This is a genomic window from Aureimonas sp. OT7 (assembly GCF_014844055.1).
In the GTDB taxonomy this organism is placed as follows: domain Bacteria; phylum Pseudomonadota; class Alphaproteobacteria; order Rhizobiales; family Rhizobiaceae; genus Aureimonas; species Aureimonas altamirensis_A.
Map to the genome: position 1 here is coordinate 1,985,930 of NZ_CP062167.1, position 18,999 is coordinate 2,004,928.

Sequence of the window (18,999 nt, forward strand, 5' to 3'; positions counted from 1 at the left end):
CGGCCCTTCTGTCTCAAGCGTCCGGATGAGCCTCAGGCTTCCTGGATCGCGGTCAACTTCCATTCGTCGTGGTGGTCGCGCAGGAACGTCCAGACTTCCGTCGATTCCACCGGCTCGCTGTCCGAGCCCTCGACGATGCTGCCGCTCTGCCTGTCCCGCAGGAACTGGATCATCGAATAGCGCATCGCGACGGTGGCGAACTCGCGCGAGCCTTCCTTCCAGCTTTCGGCGATGTCGCCCTGCAGAAGCTTGACGTCGCGTACCTCGCTTTTCACACCGCGCGTGGCGTTCTGCGACAGCTCTTCCGACAGATAGGACATGATCTCCGGCGTCGTGATTTCCCGGATCGCGGCATAGTCTTCGCGGCCGAAGGCATCCTGCAACTGGTACAGGCGCTGCTCGAAGATGCCGAGATCGTCCGGGGTGATGCCAAGCTCGTCCGGGTTGCCGCCGCGCGCCGCCGCCTGTGCTGCCGCGCCGGTAGCCGCTGCGCCGCCGCCGCCGCCGAGGCCCGCACCGAGATGACGGAAATCGCGCCCGCCGCCGGCAGCGGGATCCTGCCCCTGATAGTTCATCCTGGAGGCGGCGCGCTGGTTGCCGGCCGCCGCTGTCTGCGGCCGCGAGCGGAACAGACGCATCGCCAGCCAGATGACGCCGGCGATCAGTGCGATCTGGACCAGAAGCGCCATGAAGCCGCCAAAGCCGCCGAAACCGGCGCCCATCAGGAGGCCGAAGAGGCCACCCAGCATCAGGCCGCGCATCAGCGGGCTGCCGAGCAGGCCGCGATTGGCCGCGGCGCCGGCGGCGGCACCGGTGGCAGCGCGGCCGGCATTGGGCTGCGCCGCGGTGCCGGGCGTGATCGAGCGCTGCACGGGTGCGGCCGAAGGCGCCGTATTGGTGGCGGGCGCCGACTGGAACGTCCGTGCCCCACGGCTACCGAAGCTCCCGCCCCGGCGTGCCTCCGCATAGTCCACCGCCACGACCGAAAAGACGAGCGTGAAGATCGCGAGCAAGGCTCCGAAACGATATTTGTGCAGTGCAGCCATGCTGCGGCCTCCGATTCTTGTAACTGCTTGTCGGGATATAGGATCGAGCCGGCCTCCACTTGAAGGGCCGGGGGGAAAGTTCCGGGGCGATGGCGATCAATTTATCGCTAGCCGAGATCCATTTGGCCGCTGGCGCGTTAACCAGCATCGGGATCTGCGTCGGTGCCTCTTGGCGGGTCCGGTGTCCGCATTCAGCGGCCATTCAGGTGACGGATGGTTAATAGGGGCGAACGATCTCCAAGGAGACACGCCATGTCATTGGTTAAGAAGTTGAGTGGAAAAGCCCTGATCGTCGCGGTGGCCATGGCGATGTTGCCGGCCAGCGTGGCCGTGCCGCAAAACGTCAACGGCGCGATGGGCAACGTCGTCGCCAGCCTGTTCGGGGCGACCGAGGCCAAGGCCGATCCCTGGCGGCATCGCCACTGGGACCGTGGCGGCTATCGTGGCGGCGGATATTATGGGCGTCGCGACTGGCGCGATTCCCGTCGCTGGGATCGTGGCCCGCGCTACTATCGCCGCGACCGTGGCAACGCCGCAGGCGCCGCGATCATCGGCGGTATCGTCGGGCTTGGGGTGGGCGCGGCAATCGCCAGCGCCAACCAACCGCGCTATGTGGAGCCGGCGCCGCGCCGATATGTGGAGCCGGGATATTCCTATGCGCCGCAGCCCTGGACGCGCGAGTGGTATCAATACTGTTCGCAGCGCTACCGGAGCTTCGATCCCGGCAGCGGGACGTTCCAGCCATATAACGGGCCGCGCCGCATGTGCCGCTAACACCCGGGTACAGTGAAAGAGGCCCGCCGTCCGGACAGGACGGCGGGTCTTTTCGTGTCAACTGCCCAGCGGCGCCGTCGCGCCGGCCAGCCATGCGCGGTCGGCCTCGTCCGGCAGCAGCGGAGCCAGCCTGCCACGCACCTCGGTGTGATAGTGGTCGAGCCAGGCCCGCTCATGCTCGTCCAGCAGATCGGCCATGACCAGCCGACGGTCGATCGGGGCGAAGGTCAGCGTCTCGAAGCCATGCATGGGCATGTCACCGCCTTCGATCGGGGCCGGCGGCGTTACGAGAATCAGATTCTCGATCCGGATGCCGAAATGCCCCTCGCGGTAATAGCCTGGCTCGTTCGAAAGGATCATGCCGCTTTCGAGCACGCTCGCGCCGCGCTTGGATATGGATTGCGGCCCCTCGTGAACGGCGAGATACGAGCCGATCCCGTGCCCCGTGCCATGCGCATAATCGCAACCGGCCTTCCACAGGGCCACGCGGGCAAGCGGATCGAGGTCCATGCCTCGCGTACCGACCGGAAAGCGGATCGTCGATATGGCGATCATGCCCTTGAGGACCAGGGTGAACTTGCGGCGGCGCTCCGCATCGACCGAGCCGATGGCGACGGTGCGGGTAATGTCCGTGGTTCCGTCCCGGTACTGCGCCCCGGAATCGATCAGGAACAGTTCGCCATCGCCAAGTGTCCGGTTGGACCGCGTATTGACCCGGTAGTGCGGCAGCGCGGCGTTGGGCCCGGCCCCGGCGATGCTGTCGAAGGAGATGTCCAGCAGCGGCATGCCGTCGTTGGCCGCCGTCTCCGCGCGGAACGCTTCCAGGCGCCGGGCCGCGTCGATTTCGGTGACGGTGCCGCCGGGCTGAAGGTCGAGCCAATGCAGGAAGCGCACCATGGCCGCGCCGTCCCGCAGATGCGCCGCGCGGCTGCCGGCAATCTCGATGTCGTTCTTGCGGGCCCGGGGCAGGCGTGCCGGGTCGGGCTTCAGCACGACGCTCGCGCCGCCTTCCTCGATCAGTTCGACGATGCGTTCGGCCGCAAGGGCAGGGTCCACGAGAACCCTTTCGCCGGCCCGGAAGCCGCGCAATGCCGCCTCGAAGGCTTCCGGTGCGGCAAGGTCGGCAAGGGCGGAAAGATAATCCCTGACCGAGCCGTCGAGCTTGTCCGCATCGATGAACAGGGTTGGCCTGCCATCGCTCTTGAGAAGCGCGAAGGACAGGGGCAGCGGCGTGTGCGGCACGTCCTGGCCACGAATGTTGAACACCCAGGCGATCGAGGACGGGTCCGTCAGGACTGCCGCCGTGCCGCCGGCCGCGCGCATGGTTTCTGCCATCTCTTCCAGCTTGGCGGCGGCGCTTCGACCGGCGAGCGTTTCGGGGTGCTGCACCACCTTGCCCTTCGGCGGCAGCGGCCGGTCCTGCCAGATGCGGTCGATGGGGTTGTGCGGCAGGGGCACCAGCTTGAAACCGGTTTCCTCGGCCGCCTTGCGCAGCGCCGCCGCCTCCGCCTGCGTATGCAGCCAGGGGTCGAAGCCGATCGTCAGTCCGGCAGCGACGCCGGACAGGTATTTGGCCAGCGGCGTATCGATGGAACTGGCAGTCCGCACCACCGCGGGGTCCACCTGATCGCGCGCCTGCGTCGTGTATCGGCCATCCACGAACAGCGTGGCCGAATCGGGCAGGACCACGGCGTAGCCCGCCGAACCCGAAAATCCTGTCAGCCATGCAAGGCGTGCCGCCGCATCCGGGATGTATTCGCCCTGATGTTCGTCGGCGCGCGGAACGATGAAACCGTCGACGCCAAGATGGGAAAGCTCTGCGCGGAGAAGTTCGAGGCGGTTGGCGCTGGCGGCCGAGCTTGCGCTCTCTTCGAAGGACTGGAACACCGCTGATGGCCTTTCGAAATTTATGAACAATTGATGAAGACGATGCGAGAATCGCCTTGCGGTTTGCGAAACGGACCTATGCAACGGGTGATATAGCTCAATCCGGCGCGATGACGCATATAGGGTGCATGAGAGGTTACGAAGACCTTTCCGCAGAGGCTTCAGACATGTTGACGACCCAGACCCACCGCCCCACGCCCGTTTCCCCGCGCCTTGTCTTCACGTCGCGTCGGATCGCCAGCGCGGAAGGCCGCCGGATCCCGTCTCGTCTGCAGGTTACCGGCGGACGCGGCCTCCAGATGGACGAAATGGTGAGTCTTCTGGGCCGCCGCGGTTCCTTCTTCGAGGTTGCCGCTCCCGAACGGCACTAGCCCTCAGGGGCCACCGTATCGAGCCGAATCGATTTCGCGCCGCGTCGCCCCGTGCAACGCGGCGCCTTTCGTTTCAGCGGCTAAGGTGCAGCGTCACCCAATCACCGATGCGGATCGTGCGCCGGTGATAGAGCGCCTGGTCCCGGTAGGCGGCCAGCACGGCCTGGCGCTGCCGGGCGAGTATGCCCGACAGGACGATATCGCCGCCCCGCTCCAGCCGCCGCTCCATGGCAGGGGCCAGCCGCATCAGCGGGCCGGCAAGTATGTTGGCGACGATCAGGTCGAAACGCGTTCCATCGGCAAACGCCGGACCGTTGAAACCGATCGCAACGGCGGTTCGTACGAGCGCCGAAACGCCGTTGGCCCGCACATTGCCGCGCGCCACATCCACGGCCACGGGGTCGATGTCCGTCGCCAGCACGGGAATGCGCGCAAGGCGCGCCACCGCGATGGCGAGCACGGCACTGCCGGTTCCAAGGTCCAGCGCATTGCGCGGCGCCTTGCGGCGCAGGATATCGCCGATCATCGTCAGGCATCCGGCCGTGGTGCCGTGATGGCCGGTTCCGAAAGCCTGCCCCGCCTCGATCAGGATGCCGATATCGTTGGCCCCGACGCGCGCCCGGTCATGCGCGCCATGCACGAGAAAGCGGCCGGCCCGCACCGGCTTGAGGTCGGCCAGCACGCTCTGCATCCAGTCGATGGAGGCGTCGATATGCTCCGTCTCCGGCGACAAGGGCTCGAAAAGCGCGAGGACGTCCGCCGCCTGGGCCGGCGCCTCCTCGAAGTAGATCGACACTTCGAAGATCTGTTCTTCTTCGTCGGCCTCGTAGATGGAGACCGGCGCACCGAACGCCTCGAAAGCGGCGTCCAGCCGGGCATAGGCCGCTTCGGCGGCTGCACGCGGGCCGCGCGCGAAATATCGTAACTGGCTCAAGCGCCGCTCCGCATTCAAATCGTTAAAGGGTCGTCAGGCGGTCCAGCTTCTGGAGCGCCGTTTCAGGGTTCTCCTGATAGGCGATGGTGCCGACGAACTGGCCTTGCGTTCCCAGCATGATGACGCTGGCCGTGTGGTCCATCGTGTAGGTGCTGCCGCTTTCGACCCTGGCATGGTGAATTCCCCAGCCGTCGAGCATCGCGTTCACCGCCGCCGGATCGCCGGTTACGCCGGTTATGTCGGCGTCCATCGCTTCCACGTAGCGCTTCAAGACGTCCGGCGTGTCGCGCTCCGGGTCGACGGTCACGAAGACGACCTTCAGCTCCTTGCCTTCGTCGGCCAGCTGGCGCTGATAGCCCGCCAGCTCGTACAGCGTGGTCGGACACACGTCAGGACAGTGCGTGAATCCGAAGAAGACAGCGGTGGCGCTGCCCTTCAGGATGCTTTCGGTAACGGGCTGCCCGTCCTGATCGATAAGCTGGAACGGCGTTCCGTAGGGTTCCGCCGCCTGCTCGGCGGTGGAAAACTGGCGTATTCCGACCGCCCAGACAAGGACCAGCAGGGCGGCGACGAGGCCGACCAGAACCCAGAGGCCCATGCGCAGGGCGGCCATACGGCGCGGGCGGGGCCTGGGCGGATCTTGGGACATGAGGCTTCTCCAATCTTGTCCATCGCGATACATGAAGCCAGCGCGGACGGGAAGGCGGGCATGACGAAAACGGAATGGGACGCGACGGATATCCGCTTCCGCTCGGAGACGGCGCGGATCCACGGCAGCGCCGAGGTAAAGCAATGCACCATCGGGCGCTATTGCGAGATCGGTCCGCGCTGTGTGCTGCGCGAAACGGCACTTGGGGATTTCAGCTATTTCGAGCGCGGCGGCGAAGCCATCTATGCCCGTATCGGGCGTTTCTCGTCCATTGCCGCGAACGTGCGGATCAACGCGCTGGACCATCCGATGGAGCGCCTGACGACCCACAAGATCAGCTATCGCCCGAACGAATATTTCCGCTTCCTGCCCGTGGACGGCGCATTCCGCGAGCGTCGGCGCGGCCGCGCCGTCATCGTGGGGCACGATGTCTGGATCGGGCACGGTGCCGTCATCATGCCGGGCGTCACCATCGGCAACGGCGCGGTCGTCGGCGCCAACGCGGTCGTGACACGGGATGTGGCCGCCTACACCATCGTAGCGGGCGTGCCGGCCAAGGTCCTGCGGCGGCGCTTCCAGCAGCCGGTAGCGGCCCGCATCGAGGCGCTCGGCTGGTGGGACTGGCCGCCGGAGCGCCTGTTCGAGGCGATCCCGGATATGCAGGATCTGCCGATCGAATCCTTTCTCGACAAGTGGGAGGCGGCCGCCGCCGCAACGCGCTGACCGGCCCCGGTCAGCGGCTGTGTTTCTCGGTCATTACGAAAGCCAGCGCCGTTGCGGGAAAGGCCGCTCCCATCAGGGCGACGGCCGGCCAGCCGAAGGCCTCCAGCACCGGGCTGGTGAGCGCCGACCCGACAGCGCCCCCCAGAAAGAAGATCGCCATGTAGACGGCGTTCAGCCGGCTTCGGATACTGTCGTCGAGCGCGAAGATCTCGCGCTGTCCGATGACCAGATTGGCCTGCACGCCAAGATCGACGAGGATACCCGCCAGGATGAACAGCGCCATGGAGCCGCTGGCCACCGAGGCTGCCAGCAGCGCGGCGACGGCCAGCGACATGGCTGCGATGGTGCCGGTACGGATATATCCGCGGTCGGCGAGGCGGCCGGCAACCGGTGCGGCACACACGCCGAATACGCCGCTGAGAGTGAACAGCGCTACGGCGTGGCCGCTGTAGTTGTAAGGCGGGCTCATCAGGACGATGGGCGCGCCCGTCCAGAAGATCGCGAAGGATGCAAACATCGCCGCATGGTACAGGGCGCGCCGCCGCAGCACGGGCTGGCTGCGGAACAGATGCCCGAGAGACCGGATAAGCGCGGGATAGGACTGCCGCGCCGGAGGCACGCGGCGCGGCAACGCCAGCGCACAGAGGATGGCGAGAGCCAGCATGAGGCCGGCGGAAACGAGGAACACCCCGCGCCAACCGAGATATTCGGCGGCGAGGCTGGAAACGGGCCGCGCCAGAAGGATGCCGCCGAGCAGGCCGGCCATGACGTTGCCGACGACGGCGCCGCGCCGCTCCGGCGGAGCCAGGTGGGCGGCCAGGGGTACGATCATCTGGGCGGCACAGGCCGTGACGCCGACGACGGCCATGGACAGGAACAGGGTCGGCAAAGACCCGGCTGCCAGGAGGCCGAAGCAGCCGATGACACAACAACCCATCGTGGTCAGGATAAGCCGTCGATTCTCCACGACATCGCCCAGCGGGACGAGCAGGACGAGGCCGAGCGCGTAGCCGAGCTGCGATGCCGTGACCACGCCGCTTTCCAGGGCGGGCGGCATGGAGACATCGGCGCCGATCAGCGACAGCACGGGCTGCGCATAATAGAGGTTGGCGACTAGGACCCCGCAGGTCACCGCCATCAGGATGGTCAAGGCACGGCTGATGCCGACGGTGGTGGACAAGTCGATCACGGCCTATGTTGCGTCGCGCGATGCTTACTGGATCTCGGTCCGGAAGACGATAGGCGCCTGGCAGGCAGAGAGGGAAACGACGGCATGGCCGAATTTCGGATGTTTCAGGTGGACGCCTTCACGCGAACCCGGTTCGCCGGCAATCCGGCGGCTGTCGTCCTTCTGGATTCATGGCTGCCCGATTCCGTTCTGACGGCGATCGCCGCCGAGAACAACCTTGCCGAGACGGCCTTCCTGGTTTCCGCGGCCGAAGACGGGCACGAGCTTCGCTGGTTCACGCCGACGACCGAGGTTCCGCTGTGCGGCCATGCAACGCTTGCCAGTGCGCTCGTGCTGGCGGACGAGATCGGACTTTCCCCGCCCTTCCGGTTCCACACCCGCAAATCGGGCACGCTGCGGGTGGACCGTTCGGAGGCGGGGTTCTCCATGCGTCTGCCGCGTCGCAGGGTGGATCCCGGCGGCGATCCGGCCGAAATCGCCGCGGTACTTGGCATACCGGTTCTGGAAACGCGTTTCGTGCCGGTGGATGGCGACGATACGGTGCTGGCACTGGTTGCCGACGAAGGCGCCCTGATGACCATGCGGCCGGATATCCGCGCCATCGCGGCACTGGATGCGCGCAGCCTGCTGGTGACGGCGAAGGGCGATAGCGTGGACTTCGTATCGCGCTATTTCGCGCCGCGCTTCGGGATAGACGAAGACCCTGTCACCGGTTCGGCGCATTGTGCGCTTGCCCCGTTCTGGGCGGCGAAACTGGGCGGGACGACGTTCACCGCGCGCCAGCTGTCCCGACGCGGTGGCAGCCTGACCTGCCGGCTCGAAGACGATGCCGTCATCATCGGCGGTCAGGCCGTGCTTTATCTGCGCGGTACGATCATCGTCGAATAGGGCAGGCGGCTCCCGCCTCAGACCGGTTGAACGAAGCCGTCCAGCACCCGCTTCTGGCCGGCTTTGTCGAAATCGATGGTCAGCTTGTTGCCTTCGACCGAAGCCACCGTCCCGTTGCCGAACTTCATATGGAAGACCCGGTCGCCGGTTGTCCCGACGTGGCGGCAGCCTGACCTGCCGGCTCGAAGACGATGCCGTCATCTTCGGCGGTCAGGCCGTGCTTTATCTGCGCGGTACGATCATCGTCGAATAGGGCAGGCGGCTCCCGCCTCAGACCGGTTGAACGAAGCCGTCCAGCACCCGCTTCTGGCCGGCTTTGTCGAAATCGATGGTCAGCTTGTTGCCTTCGACCGAAGCCACCGTCCCGTTGCCGAACTTCATATGGAAGACCCGGTCGCCGGTTGTCCCGACGTGGCGGCAGCCTGACCTGCCGGCTCGAAGACGATGCCGTCATCATCGGCGGTCAGGCCGTGCTTTATCTGCGCGGTACGATCATCGTCGAATAGGGCGGCGGCCCGCCTCAGACCGGTTGAACGAAGCCGTCCAGCACCCGCTTCTGGCCGGCTTTGTCGAAATCGATGGTCAGCTTGTTGCCTTCGACCGAAGCCACCGTCCCGTTGCCGAACTTCATGTGGAAGACCCGGTCGCCGGCCGCAAAGGCGCTTGCCACCTCGGCCACCGATTTGGCCACCAGTTCTCCCGAGATTTCCCGGGGGCCGCCGTCGCGGGCGGACGAGTACAGGCCCGCGCCCTTGCGCGGCGGCTGGTTGGAGCCGCGCGACGGGCGCATGGAATGGGCCTCCGTCATGCGGCCGGCAAAACCGGGCGTGCCATCGTCACGCAGGGTTCCGTCGCGGTTGATGTAACGGTCGGCCTGCGCGGCGGCACGGTCCTGGGCGCTGGTCGGGCCCTTGTCGGCATAGGCGATGCCGCCGCCGCGTCCGCCGGAATAGCCACCCGCACCGCCTGCCGCCTGGGCGCGCCGCCAGCCCGGCGTCTGGTAGCTCGTCGTCGAGAAGCTGGACTGGTCCCATCGGCTGGCGCCGTAGCCGCCATAGGTGGACGGCGCCTCGACGACTTCGACATGCTCTTCCGGCAACTCGTCGAGGAAGCGCGACGGGATGGTGCTCTGCCACAGGCCGTGAATACGCCGGTTGGAGACGAACCAGATCTTCACGCGTTTCTTGCCGCGCGTGAGGCCGACATAGGCCAGCCGCCGCTCTTCCTCGAGGCCGGAGCGCCCGCCCTCGTCCAGGGCGCGCTGGTGGGGGAACAAGCCTTCCTCCCAGCCGGGCAGGAATACCGTTTCGAACTCCAGCCCCTTGGCCGAATGCAGAGTCATGATGGAGATCGCGTCCATCTGCTCGTTCTGCTCGGAATCCATGACGAGCGCGATATGCTCCAGAAAGCCCGGAAGGCTTTCGTAGTCGTCCATGGAGCGGATCAGCTCCTTCAGATTTTCCAGCCGCCCGGGCGCTTCCGCCGACCTGTCGTTCTGCCACATGGCGGTATAGCCGGACTCGTCCAGGATCATCTCGGCCAGGTCGGTATGGCGCATGGTGGCCACGAGGTCGCGCCAGCGATGGAAGTTCGCCACCACCTCGGCCAGCGCGGCACGGGGGCGCGGCTTCAGTTCGTCGCCTTCCAACAGCTCCGCGGCGGCGGCAAGAAGCGGCACCTGCTTGGCGCGCGCATATTCGTGGATCAGCCGGATCGCAGCTTCGCCGAGGCCGCGCTTCGGCGTGTTGACGATGCGCTCGAAGGCAAGGTCGTCGGCCGGCTGCACGGTGGCGCGAAAATAGGCCAGCGCATCCCGGATCTCCAGCCGCTCGTAGAAGCGCGGGCCGCCGATGACGCGATAATTGACGCCGAGTGTCACGAACCGGTCTTCGAACTCGCGCATCTGGAACGAGGCGCGTACAAGGATCGCCATGTCGTTCAGCGCATGGCCCTTGCGCTGCAACTGCTCGACTTCCTCGCCGACGGCGCGCGCCTCCTCTTCCGAATCCCAGCCGGCGTTGACGCTGACGAGTTCGTCCTCGGGGTCGGCCCGCTCGGTGAAGAGGGTCTTGCCGAGCCTGTCCTCATTATGGGCGATCAGGTGGCCGGCCGCTCCCAGAATATGGGCCGTGGAGCGGTAGTTGCGCTCCAGCCGGATCACGACCGCGCCCGGAAAATCTTTCTCGAAGCGCAGGATGTTATCCACTTCGGCGCCGCGCCAGCCATAGATGGACTGGTCGTCGTCGCCCACGCAGCACACGTTGCGCGCGCCGTCCTGCCCGGTGCGCTGGGCCAGCAGGCGCAGCCACAGATACTGGGCGACATTGGTATCCTGGTATTCGTCGACGAGGATGTAGCGAAAGCGCCGGTGATACTCGTCCAGCACGCTCGCATTGTTCTTGAAGATCTCGATCGGGTGCATCAGCAGGTCGCCGAAATCCGCCGCATTCAACTGGCGGAGCCGCTCCTGGTAGGCCTGGTAGAGCAGGCGCCCCTTGCCATCGCCGAAGGCGCGGGCGTCACCCTCGGGTATCCGGTCCGGCGTCAGTGCCTTGTTCTTCCAGCCATCCATGAGGTTGGCGAAGGTGCGCGCCGGCCAGCGCTTGTCGTCGAGGTTTTCGGCCTGGATGAGCTGCTTGATCAGCCGGACCTGGTCGTCCGTATCGAGGATGGTGAAATTCGGCTTCAACCCCACAAGCTCGGCGTGGCGGCGCAGAATGCGTACGCCAATGGAGTGGAAGGTGCCCAGCCACGGCATGCCTTCGACTTCTTCGCCGACGAGCAGGCCGATGCGCGTCTTCATCTCGCGCGCGGCCTTGTTGGTGAAGGTGACGGCCAGGATCTGCGAGGGGTAGGCGCGCCCGGTCGCCAGGATATGGGCGATCCGCGTCGTCAGCACGCGCGTCTTGCCGGTTCCGGCGCCGGCCAGCACCAGAACGGGGCCTTCCGTCGTTTCCACGGCTGCGCGCTGCTCGGGATTGAGCCCGGCCATATAGGCCGCTTCCTGCGCGGCGGGCGTGCGCGAGCGCATGCCGGCAAGGGCCCGCGCGGCGATCCCCGCCTTGGGTGATGCGGGCGGCGCGCCCGGATTGTCTGAGGAATCGGTCATCGCACCATATCTAATGAAATTTGCCGCCAACACTAGGTGAGAACACGGGGAAAGCCCTTTGGCGACCCTCGACAATGTCGCATTCTCGTGGCCTATCTGCCTTCTGCCGGCAACGCCAAGAGGGAAGGAGGCTGCAAGGGGTGCGACTGTTCATCGCCATAGGCGGCCTCGTCGTCGCACTGCTGATCGCGGCCCTCGTCGCACCGCTGTTCATCGACTGGACATCGTGGCGCACCTCCTTCGAGGCGGAGGCCAGCCGCCTCCTCGGGCAGAAGGTGGAGGTTCGGGGCGAAGCCCATGCACGCCTGCTGCCGTTTCCCAGCCTGACATTCACCGATGTGACGGTGGGCGAGCCGGGTCGCGGCGAAGCGTCGATGACGCTCGACAGCTTCCGGATGGATGCGGAACTGGCGCCCTATATTTCGGGCGAGATCCGCATCTTCCAGATGGAGCTCGGGCGGCCGCATCTGACGGTGCCCTACGGAGCGGGCTCGCGGCCGCCGCGCCTGGCCGAGGGGCTTGGCGCCGGCGGGGCGAACGTCGTTCTGGAAAACGTCGTGATCACGGATGGCACGTTGAGCCTCAACAATGGCAGCAACGGCCAGCGGCGCGAATTCGGCGATATCGATGCAAGCTTTTCGGCGCGCACGCTGCGCGGTCCCTTCCGTGGCGGCGGCACGCTGACCAACCGGGGCGAGCGGCTGGAGTTCACCCTCAGCTCCGGCGCCATCGAGGATGGCGGCCACTGGCCCTTCCGGATCGCCATCCTGTCGCAGCGGCTGGCAAGCTCCTTTACCCTGGATGGCGCGACGCAACTGGGCGACGGCGTCGCCGATTTTGCCGGCGCCGTCGAGATCGCCTCTCCGGCGCAGGGGTTGGAGCCGGTGGCCGACATGCCGGTTCTGCGTGCGACGGGCCAGGTCACGTCGCAGAACGGCGGTGCGGCATTCCAGAAGATCCGGGTGGAAGTGGGGGAAGGCGAAGCCCCGTATGTTCTGACCGGCGAAGGCACGCTCGCCTCCGGCCCCATTCCGCATTTCAGCCTGAAGCTCGCCGGCGAGCAGATCGATATGGACCGGCTGACGCAGGAAACCCTGGAAAAATCCGGTGGATTGACACTGGCGGACCGCGTGGAGGCGGTACGGCGCACGCTCCGTGCGGTGCCCGTCCTGCCGGTGGCTGGCGAGCTGGAACTGAACCTTCCGGTCTTCACCGTCGGCGATACGACCGTGCGCGGCCTGTCCCTGACGGCATCGCCCAGTACGGATGGCTGGGCGCTGCGCCGCCTGAACGCGGAATTGCCCGGGCGCACGCTGGTGGAGGCCTCGGGGCTGGTCACCGTCGGCGATACGCTGGCCTTCCGTGGGCCGCTCCTGTTCGCCTCGCGGCAACCCGCCGGGCTGGTCGCATGGCTCGGGGGTGAAGGCGGACAAAGCCTCGCGCAGATCCAGCGCGCCGGTTTCTCGGCCGACGTCCAGCTTTCGCCGACGCGCCAGGTCTTCGAAAATCTGGAAGCGGACGTCGCCGGGCAGAGCCTGCGCGGGCGGCTCGAACGCGCCACGGCGGGCGACGGGGTCGCCGTGTCCGCCGACCTGGCCGGCGATGCCGTCAACCTCGACAATTTCTCCGCTTTCGCGGAGCTGCTTGCCGGCGAGGACGTGTTCGCCTCCGGTGTCGACAGCATCGATCTGCGACTTTCTGCCGGGCCTTTGCAGCTATCCGGTCTCGCCGCCGAAACGGGCGAGGTGGACCTGACCTATTCCGGTAACGTGCTCGACCTGCGCAACCTGTCGCTTGGCGGCTTTGCCGGCGGCAACCTTGAGGCTAGGGGCACCATCGGCCGCCCGGACAGTGGCCTCGTGCCCGACCTCGCCTATGAAGTGGCTTTGAGCGATCCTGCGCGGCTGGCAGCCATCGTCCGCACCAACCGGGCGATGGTCGCCCCGCGTCTGGGTGGCGCCCTTGCCGACTTTCTCGCGCGGTCCGGCCAGGTGACGGGCAGCGGGCGCGTGGCTCCCGGCAGCGAAGACGACAGGCTTGCCCTGACGTTCAACGGCACGGCGGGCCCCAGCGAGATAACCGCCAGCGTGGCGCTTCCGGCATCGATCGAGGAGGCGCGGGCCGACTGGCCGACCGACGTTTCGCTGCTCCTGGCCAGCGACCGCCCGGTCGAGATGCTCAGCCAACTGGGTGCCGCGGGTATCGACCTTGGCGTCACCGCGCCCCTGGAGCTGCGCGCCCGCATGTCGGGCCCGGCGGACAGGGTTGCCACAAGCCTCGGCGCCCACGCACCCGGCCTCGACCTGACCGTCGAGGGCACGACGACCTGGAGCGCCGACAGCCTGTCCGGGGCCGATGCGACGGCCACCCTGCAGTCCGGCGATCTTGGCCCCTGGCTCTCGGCGCTCGGCATTGCCGCGGGGCAGGGCATCGACCGCCTGCCGGCCGATGGCAGGATGCATGTCGCCTGGCGTCCCGATGGCTGGACCGTGGATGAAATGTCCGGCTCCATCGCCGATACGGCGATCGAGGCGGCGGAATTGACGCGAAGCGGCAATGGCCCCGTCACCGGTGCCGCAACCATCGGCGCGATATCGCTGCCCTGGCTGGCGACAACCGTCCTCGGCGTTGCGCCGGAGGCTGTCGACGGGGCGGGCGGCTGGCCGGACACGGCCTTTGGCGGCTCCTTCACCGCGCAATTGCCGCCATTCGAACTGGCGATGACCGTTCCACGTATCGACCTGTTCGACGGGGCGGTTCTGCGCGATACGCGCTTCGGACTGCAGGGAAGTGCGGAGGGCCTGGCCGCCGACGGGCTGGAAGGCACGATGGGCGATGGATCGCTGACCGGGCGCGCAAGCCTTGCCAATAATGGCGGCTTCGCCCGCGCACAAGTGGACCTCTCTTTGGATAGGATTTTACTCGATCCTGCCATCGTGCCGCTTCGAGGCAAGGCTGCGGGCCGGCTCGCGGTGGAGGCTGCGGGGCAATCCTGGTCCGAACTGTTCGCCTCGGCGGATGGCGGCGGCTCGATGAGCATCATGGACGCCGTGCTTGCCGGCGTTTCCGTCCCAGCCCTCGGCGCGGTCCTCGATGCGGCGGACAGCCAAGGGTTCGAGGCGACGTCCGAACAGGTGTCGCTGCTGCTCCGCGACCTGCCTTCGCAACCGTTTCAGGTGGACCGGCTGGATGCGCCCGTGGACATTGCACTCGGCTCCATACGGGTCGGCCCCATCACTGCTACTGCGCCCGGCGCCCGCCTGTCCGGGGAGGGCACGTTCAGCCTCGGCTCGCGGCGCGGAGAGGCGCGGGCCACCATCGTCTATGCGCCGGCGGCGGAAGAGGAGATCAAGGATACGGCTCCTTCGGTGTCCTACGTCGCCGCCTTGCCGGGAAGTGCGGCGTTCAGCCTTGCAGGCGCCGACCCTTTGACGAGCTATCTGTCGATCCGCGCCTACCGTGCCGAACAGGCGCGCCTGCAGGCCATGCGTGACGACCTTCAGGAGACGCTGCGCCTGCGCCGCGAGGCGCGTTACTTCAACCACCTGGCGCGGCTGCGCACCGAGCGTGCGCAAGCCGCTGCGGCGGAAGCGGAGCGCCAGCGGGCCGAGGAAGCGCGTCAACGGCAGGAGGAGGCTGCCCGCGCGGCGGAAGAGGCGCGGCGCACAACCCCCGCACCGGCGCTTCCAATGCCGGATTTGCGGGTGCCGCCACCGTCGCCCCGGGCTCCGGGAGAGGTCGTACCGCCATTCGAATATGAGCTGGCGCCGGGCCAGGCACCGCTTTCAGACCTGCCGGGCGTCGATCCCAGCCTCCGCTGAGACGGCCGGACGAAGACATGTTCAGGCCTGGTCGCGGTCCTTGTTCAGGGCATAATCCAGGACCGCAAGGCGCAGGCTGGAGGACAGGTTCTGCTCCGGCTCCCGCGCCGTGTCGATGTCGGCGACAAGCCGCGCCAATGGCAGGCCGCGGCGCTCGGCCATCTCGCGTAGCAGCGTCCAGAAGGCATCTTCAAGGCTGATGGAGGTGCGGTGTCCGCGTATGGACAGGGACCGTTTGACGATCATTCGTCAGGCCCGGGCTTCTGGAGCCGGGCGCCATCCAGCTCTTTCAGGATTTTCTCCCGCTCGCTGCCGGCCTTCGCCTTGTCCTTGCGGGACATCCCGAAGGTCACGCGGTTTTCCGCCGACGCCTTTTCCGCCTTTTCGCGTGCAATGCGTTTGCGGGCCTGTCGCAGATTGACGATTTCGGCCATGGGCAATGCGCTCGTCAGGGTTTCTTGCGGAAGGCATCCAGTGAAACGACATCGGCGGATGGCTTGTTGCCTTCGTCGCCTTCGGCCTCGGCATCGCCGGTTGCGTCATCCTCGGAAGCCCTGGCATCGGCCTTGGCGCGCGCGGGCTCGGCGGTCGGGCGGCGAAGCGGTACCTCGGTCACGGAGGCGAGCGGCGCCTCCGACCCGGTTGCCTCGGGCTGGCCGTTGGCCGCCTCCACCTCGCGTACGTCGAACTCCAGTTCGAAATTGACCGCCGGATCGTAGAAGCCGCGAATGGCGCTGAATGGGATCAGAAGCCTTTCGGGAATGTCGGAGAAGGAAAGACCGATCTCGAATGCGGTATCGGTTACCGAAAGGTCCCAGTACTGGTGCTGGATCACGATCGTCATCAGCTCCGGATACTTTTCGCGGAGGCGGGATGAGATTCGCACGCCCGGCGCAGACGTGAGGAACGTGATGAAGAAATGGTGCTCCCCTGGAAGACCCGTCTTCACGACTTCGGATAGAACCTTCCGGATCACGCCGCGTAGCGCGTCCTGCGCCAGAATGTCATAGCGGATAAGATCCTGACCCATTGGCCACCTGTGTTCGAACCGACATGCCCGATAATTCGGGCTGATTTGTATGGCCGGGGTGGTGCCCCCAGCCTGGACAAACGTTTCATAGCCGGAGTTTGCAGCGCATGAAAGTCCTGTCGCGGGCGCAAGCGACACAATGAGCGAACGGTGCGTGAGGGAATTAAAGTGGAGGCTTCTGTTGCCAGGCGCCTCCGGGCCCCGCCTGAAGGTGCGAACCCCCAGGGCTTAATTGAAGCTATCGCACCGCGTTAAGCGGCGAGACGTGCTTCCGCATAGTTGTCGTTGGCAACTATTTTAACAGCCCGATAACGGCGGTACCATGCCGAGCAAAAGTCCGATCTTTACACCCTCGTCGATCCTATTTCGCCCCCGCCTCAGCCCCTGCGGGGGCAGGGGTTCAGGTGGAGGCGCCGGGTACCGCCCCCGGGTCCGAATGGTTTATTTCATCGGCAGTTTATCGCCATAGTCGGGTCAAGCCCGACGCCGCGAATATAGGCATGTACGCGCCAAATGAAAAGGGCTCGCCTCAGGCATCCCGCTCCAGGACGGCGCAGAGTTCGCTCCATTCGCGCTTCGTCAGGCCGCTCGTCTCGGCGGTGACGGCCTCGCCGTCGATCATGCGGCGTATGACCTTGACGGCGGTTGCGGAAAGCTGGGCAGCGCCCATGCGATGCTCCAGGAACGCTTCGTGCGTTACCGGCACCCAGCGCTTCAGAATGTCGATCATCACGTCGGCATAGGCCCGGATTTCGTACTGCGCATGCGGATCGGCCCGCAGGCGCAGGAAGCCCATGAAATTATGCAGGTCGGCCTTCCAATACCACTGCGTGTAGAAGTTCAGGGGCAGGTTCATGCGCGCCAGCTCCCGGGCAAGACCCTGCCTGTCCTCGCGCTTCGCCTCGCCGTCGCCTTCGTTCAGCATCAGGGCGTAATGATCGTAGGCCTGCATCGCATCGTTGCGCAGAAGGTCGAGGACTTCCTCCGCCTCGGCGCCCTCGAGGATCTCGCCACGACCCTGTCGGTTGGACGCCGACTGCGCAGCAAGGTGGTTCGGCTGCGGAATGTAGAATTCGCGGTCCAGGACGGAGTAGCGTGCCGAGTACTCGTTGACGCTGGCCATGCGATGGCGGATCCATTGGCGGGCGACGAAGATGGGCAGCTTCACGTGCAGCTTGATCTCGGCCATCTCGAATGGCGTCGTATGCCAGTGGCGCAGCAGGTAGTTTATGAGGCCGCGATCCTCCTGCACGCGCTTGGTGCCCCGCCCGTAGGAAACACGCGCCGCCTGCACGACGGCATCGTCGGTGCCCATGTAGTCGATGACGCGCACGAAGCCGTGGTCCAGAACCGGCAGGGGCTTGTAGAGGATCTCTTCGAGCCCGGGCGCGACGGGCCTTGCCGTTTCAGCCCGTTGGTCGCGCAGCGCGGCGATCTCGGCTTCCTGTTCTGCCGTCAGACGAGACTTACCCGAGGCTTCCATAGCCGCCACCCTGTTCATGATCCAAATGCCATCTGCCTTAAAACGGATCGCATGGCCTGAGAACCCTCGCCGGGGAAACACAGTCCCCTTATCCCCATAAGGTGCGATCGGGCGGCGAGACGAGGGAGGGGCCATAGACCAGCCCGTTCGGCCTGTCGCGCGCCAAGAGCAGCGGCCCGTCCAGATCGACCAGGTCGGCCGTCTGGGCCAGCAGCACGGCAGGGGCCATGGCAAGCGACGTGCCCACCATGCAGCCGACCATGACGCCGAAACCCAGGCGCCGCGCCTCCCGCACGAAGGCGACCCCTTCGGTAAGGCCGCCGGTCTTGTCGAGCTTGACGTTGACGTAGTCGTAGCGGCCGCAGATGCCCTGCAGGTCGATCGTGGAATGGACGGATTCGTCCGCGCAGATGGGCACGGGGTGCGGAATGCGCGTCAGGATTTCGTCGGCACCGGCCGGCATGGGCTGTTCCACCACCGTCGCGCCGATGGAGGCGGCGACCAGAAGGTTCTGGCGCACCGTTTCTTCCGTCCACCCCTCGTTGGCGTCGATGATGAGGCGGGCGTTGCGTGCGGCACTGCGCACCGCGCGCATGCGGTCGGCATCGCCTTCGCCGCCCACCTTGATCTTCAGGAGGCTGCGATGCGAGACGCGCGCCGCGGCAGCCGCCATGGCCGACGGCGTGTCCAGTGAAATCGTATAGGCCGTCTCCAGCGGGCGCGCCGGCAGGCGGCAGATCGCTTCCTCGACCAGCGTGCCGGTGGATTTGGCCTCGAGATCCCAGAGGGCGCAATCAAGTGCGTTGCGCGCGGCGCCGGCCGGAAGCCGCGTCGACAGCGTCCGCCGCGACATGCCGGACTCGATCGCGTCGCGGACCGTCTCCATGGCTTCCACGACCGATTCCGGTGTTTCGCCATAGCGTGCATAGGGCACGCATTCGCCGCGGCCCGTGCCGAACTCGTCGGATATGGTCGCCACTACGACGATGGCTTCCGTCTTGGAGCCGCGCGAAATGGTGAAGGCCGCAGCCAGTGGAAAACGCTCTACTGTGACCGAAAGACGACGCGCCATGAAAACCTCTGCGGATTAAGATC

General features: G+C 66.4%; 18 protein-coding genes and 1 other RNA gene. 5 read left to right on the forward strand and 14 right to left on the reverse strand.

Annotated elements, in window-relative coordinates:
• Positions 1-32: 32 nt before the first annotated feature.
• Entirely contained in the window at positions 33-1,046 is a 1,014-nt protein-coding gene (locus IGS74_RS09570) for a Tim44 domain-containing protein (RefSeq protein ID WP_192391204.1), read from the reverse strand.
• A 252-nt stretch (positions 1,047-1,298) separates the two neighbouring features.
• Here IGS74_RS09570 and IGS74_RS09575 point away from each other — a divergent pair, with 252 nt between their 5' ends.
• A complete protein-coding gene (locus tag IGS74_RS09575; RefSeq protein WP_192391205.1) occupies positions 1,299-1,820 on the forward strand; it encodes a BA14K family protein in 522 nt (173 codons plus the stop codon).
• A 57-nt stretch (positions 1,821-1,877) separates the two neighbouring features.
• Here the strand turns inward: IGS74_RS09575 and IGS74_RS09580 are convergent, their stop codons facing one another.
• A complete protein-coding gene (locus IGS74_RS09580) occupies positions 1,878-3,707 on the reverse strand; it encodes an aminopeptidase P family protein (RefSeq protein WP_192391206.1) in 1,830 nt (609 codons plus the stop codon).
• A gap of 167 nt (positions 3,708-3,874) precedes the next feature.
• On the opposite strand from IGS74_RS09580, the gene IGS74_RS09585 reads away from it, so the two are divergent.
• The gene (locus IGS74_RS09585; protein WP_192391207.1) at positions 3,875-4,078 is read left to right on the forward strand and encodes a hypothetical protein; all 204 of its coding nucleotides are present in this window, start codon (positions 3,875-3,877) and stop codon (positions 4,076-4,078) included.
• Between the two features lie 73 nt (positions 4,079-4,151).
• On the opposite strand, the gene IGS74_RS09590 is transcribed toward IGS74_RS09585, so the two are convergent.
• Both IGS74_RS09590 and IGS74_RS09595 read right to left on the reverse strand, forming a co-directional pair.
• The gene (locus IGS74_RS09590; protein ID WP_192391208.1) at positions 4,152-5,012 is read right to left on the reverse strand and encodes a 50S ribosomal protein L11 methyltransferase; all 861 of its coding nucleotides are present in this window, start codon (positions 5,010-5,012) and stop codon (positions 4,152-4,154) included.
• Between the two features lie 22 nt (positions 5,013-5,034).
• Positions 5,035-5,661, reverse strand: coding sequence for an SCO family protein (locus IGS74_RS09595; RefSeq protein ID WP_246723099.1), 627 nt, complete (start codon positions 5,659-5,661; stop codon positions 5,035-5,037).
• Positions 5,662-5,721: 60 nt separating this feature from the next.
• On the opposite strand from IGS74_RS09595, the gene IGS74_RS09600 reads away from it, so the two are divergent.
• Complete coding sequence (locus IGS74_RS09600; RefSeq protein ID WP_192391209.1) at positions 5,722-6,384, forward strand: DapH/DapD/GlmU-related protein; 663 nt, start codon at positions 5,722-5,724, stop codon at positions 6,382-6,384.
• Between the two features lie 10 nt (positions 6,385-6,394).
• Here IGS74_RS09600 and IGS74_RS09605 read toward each other — a convergent pair whose 3' ends face one another.
• Positions 6,395-7,573 carry an MFS transporter gene (locus IGS74_RS09605; RefSeq protein WP_246723100.1) on the reverse strand — a complete coding sequence of 393 codons (1,179 nt, stop codon included), beginning with the start codon at positions 7,571-7,573 and terminating at the stop codon, positions 6,395-6,397.
• Positions 7,574-7,657: 84 nt separating this feature from the next.
• On the opposite strand from IGS74_RS09605, the gene IGS74_RS09610 reads away from it, so the two are divergent.
• On the forward strand, positions 7,658-8,461 hold the full coding sequence (locus IGS74_RS09610; protein WP_192391210.1) for a PhzF family phenazine biosynthesis protein: 804 nt from the start codon (positions 7,658-7,660) through the stop codon (positions 8,459-8,461).
• Positions 8,462-8,478: 17 nt separating this feature from the next.
• Here IGS74_RS09610 and IGS74_RS09615 read toward each other — a convergent pair whose 3' ends face one another.
• From IGS74_RS09615 to IGS74_RS09625, 3 genes are all read right to left on the reverse strand, one after another.
• Entirely contained in the window at positions 8,479-8,589 is a 111-nt protein-coding gene (locus IGS74_RS09615) for a DUF3553 domain-containing protein (RefSeq protein ID WP_192391211.1), read from the reverse strand.
• Between the two features lie 142 nt (positions 8,590-8,731).
• Positions 8,732-8,842 carry a DUF3553 domain-containing protein gene (locus IGS74_RS09620; protein ID WP_192391211.1) on the reverse strand — a complete coding sequence of 37 codons (111 nt, stop codon included), beginning with the start codon at positions 8,840-8,842 and terminating at the stop codon, positions 8,732-8,734.
• 139 nt (positions 8,843-8,981) lie between these two features.
• A complete protein-coding gene (locus IGS74_RS09625) occupies positions 8,982-11,570 on the reverse strand; it encodes a UvrD-helicase domain-containing protein (RefSeq protein WP_192391212.1) in 2,589 nt (862 codons plus the stop codon).
• A 140-nt stretch (positions 11,571-11,710) separates the two neighbouring features.
• Here IGS74_RS09625 and IGS74_RS09630 point away from each other — a divergent pair, with 140 nt between their 5' ends.
• Positions 11,711-15,391 carry an AsmA-like C-terminal region-containing protein gene (locus IGS74_RS09630; protein ID WP_192391213.1) on the forward strand — a complete coding sequence of 1,227 codons (3,681 nt, stop codon included), beginning with the start codon at positions 11,711-11,713 and terminating at the stop codon, positions 15,389-15,391.
• Positions 15,392-15,412: 21 nt separating this feature from the next.
• Here the strand turns inward: IGS74_RS09630 and IGS74_RS09635 are convergent, their stop codons facing one another.
• The 6 genes from IGS74_RS09635 to dgcA form a co-directional block, all read right to left on the reverse strand.
• Positions 15,413-15,637, reverse strand: coding sequence for a ribbon-helix-helix domain-containing protein (locus tag IGS74_RS09635; RefSeq protein ID WP_039189722.1), 225 nt, complete (start codon positions 15,635-15,637; stop codon positions 15,413-15,415).
• Positions 15,634-15,825: a DUF4169 family protein gene (locus IGS74_RS09640; RefSeq protein ID WP_060606810.1), complete on the reverse strand. Its 192-nt coding sequence runs from the start codon at positions 15,823-15,825 to the stop codon at positions 15,634-15,636. Before IGS74_RS09640 ends, IGS74_RS09635 begins: the two co-directional genes overlap by 4 nt.
• A gap of 14 nt (positions 15,826-15,839) precedes the next feature.
• The gene (locus tag IGS74_RS09645) at positions 15,840-16,421 is read right to left on the reverse strand and encodes an SspB family protein (RefSeq protein WP_192391214.1); all 582 of its coding nucleotides are present in this window, start codon (positions 16,419-16,421) and stop codon (positions 15,840-15,842) included.
• A 167-nt stretch (positions 16,422-16,588) separates the two neighbouring features.
• Positions 16,589-16,945: a transfer-messenger RNA gene (gene ssrA, locus IGS74_RS09650) on the reverse strand.
• A gap of 5 nt (positions 16,946-16,950) precedes the next feature.
• A complete protein-coding gene (gene thyX, locus IGS74_RS09655; RefSeq protein WP_246723101.1) occupies positions 16,951-17,922 on the reverse strand; it encodes an FAD-dependent thymidylate synthase in 972 nt (323 codons plus the stop codon).
• A gap of 70 nt (positions 17,923-17,992) precedes the next feature.
• Positions 17,993-18,976 (reverse strand): N-acetyl-D-Glu racemase DgcA, encoded by a 984-nt coding sequence (dgcA, locus tag IGS74_RS09660; RefSeq protein WP_192391215.1) that lies wholly within the window; start codon positions 18,974-18,976, stop codon positions 17,993-17,995.
• Between the last annotated feature and the right edge of the window lie 23 nt (positions 18,977-18,999).

Bases quoted from the DNA above. Each gene is read 5' to 3' on its own strand.
- IGS74_RS09595 (WP_246723099.1), bottom strand. From the start codon at position 5,661: ATGTCCCAAGATCCGCCCAGGCCCCGCCCGCGCCGTATGGCCGCCCTG.
- IGS74_RS09625 (WP_192391212.1), bottom strand. From the start codon at position 11,570: ATGACCGATTCCTCAGACAATCCGGGCGCGCCGCCCGCATCACCCAAG.
- IGS74_RS09610 (WP_192391210.1), top strand. From the start codon at position 7,658: ATGGCCGAATTTCGGATGTTTCAGGTGGACGCCTTCACGCGAACCCGG.
- IGS74_RS09570 (WP_192391204.1), bottom strand. From the start codon at position 1,046: ATGGCTGCACTGCACAAATATCGTTTCGGAGCCTTGCTCGCGATCTTC.
- IGS74_RS09620 (WP_192391211.1), bottom strand. From the start codon at position 8,842: ATGAAGTTCGGCAACGGGACGGTGGCTTCGGTCGAAGGCAACAAGCTG.
- IGS74_RS09575 (WP_192391205.1), top strand. From the start codon at position 1,299: ATGTCATTGGTTAAGAAGTTGAGTGGAAAAGCCCTGATCGTCGCGGTG.
- IGS74_RS09615 (WP_192391211.1), bottom strand. From the start codon at position 8,589: ATGAAGTTCGGCAACGGGACGGTGGCTTCGGTCGAAGGCAACAAGCTG.
- dgcA (WP_192391215.1), bottom strand. From the start codon at position 18,976: ATGGCGCGTCGTCTTTCGGTCACAGTAGAGCGTTTTCCACTGGCTGCG.
- IGS74_RS09635 (WP_039189722.1), bottom strand. From the start codon at position 15,637: ATGATCGTCAAACGGTCCCTGTCCATACGCGGACACCGCACCTCCATC.
- IGS74_RS09585 (WP_192391207.1), top strand. From the start codon at position 3,875: ATGTTGACGACCCAGACCCACCGCCCCACGCCCGTTTCCCCGCGCCTT.
- IGS74_RS09600 (WP_192391209.1), top strand. From the start codon at position 5,722: ATGACGAAAACGGAATGGGACGCGACGGATATCCGCTTCCGCTCGGAG.
- thyX (WP_246723101.1), bottom strand. From the start codon at position 17,922: ATGAACAGGGTGGCGGCTATGGAAGCCTCGGGTAAGTCTCGTCTGACG.
- IGS74_RS09640 (WP_060606810.1), bottom strand. From the start codon at position 15,825: ATGGCCGAAATCGTCAATCTGCGACAGGCCCGCAAACGCATTGCACGC.
- IGS74_RS09645 (WP_192391214.1), bottom strand. From the start codon at position 16,421: ATGGGTCAGGATCTTATCCGCTATGACATTCTGGCGCAGGACGCGCTA.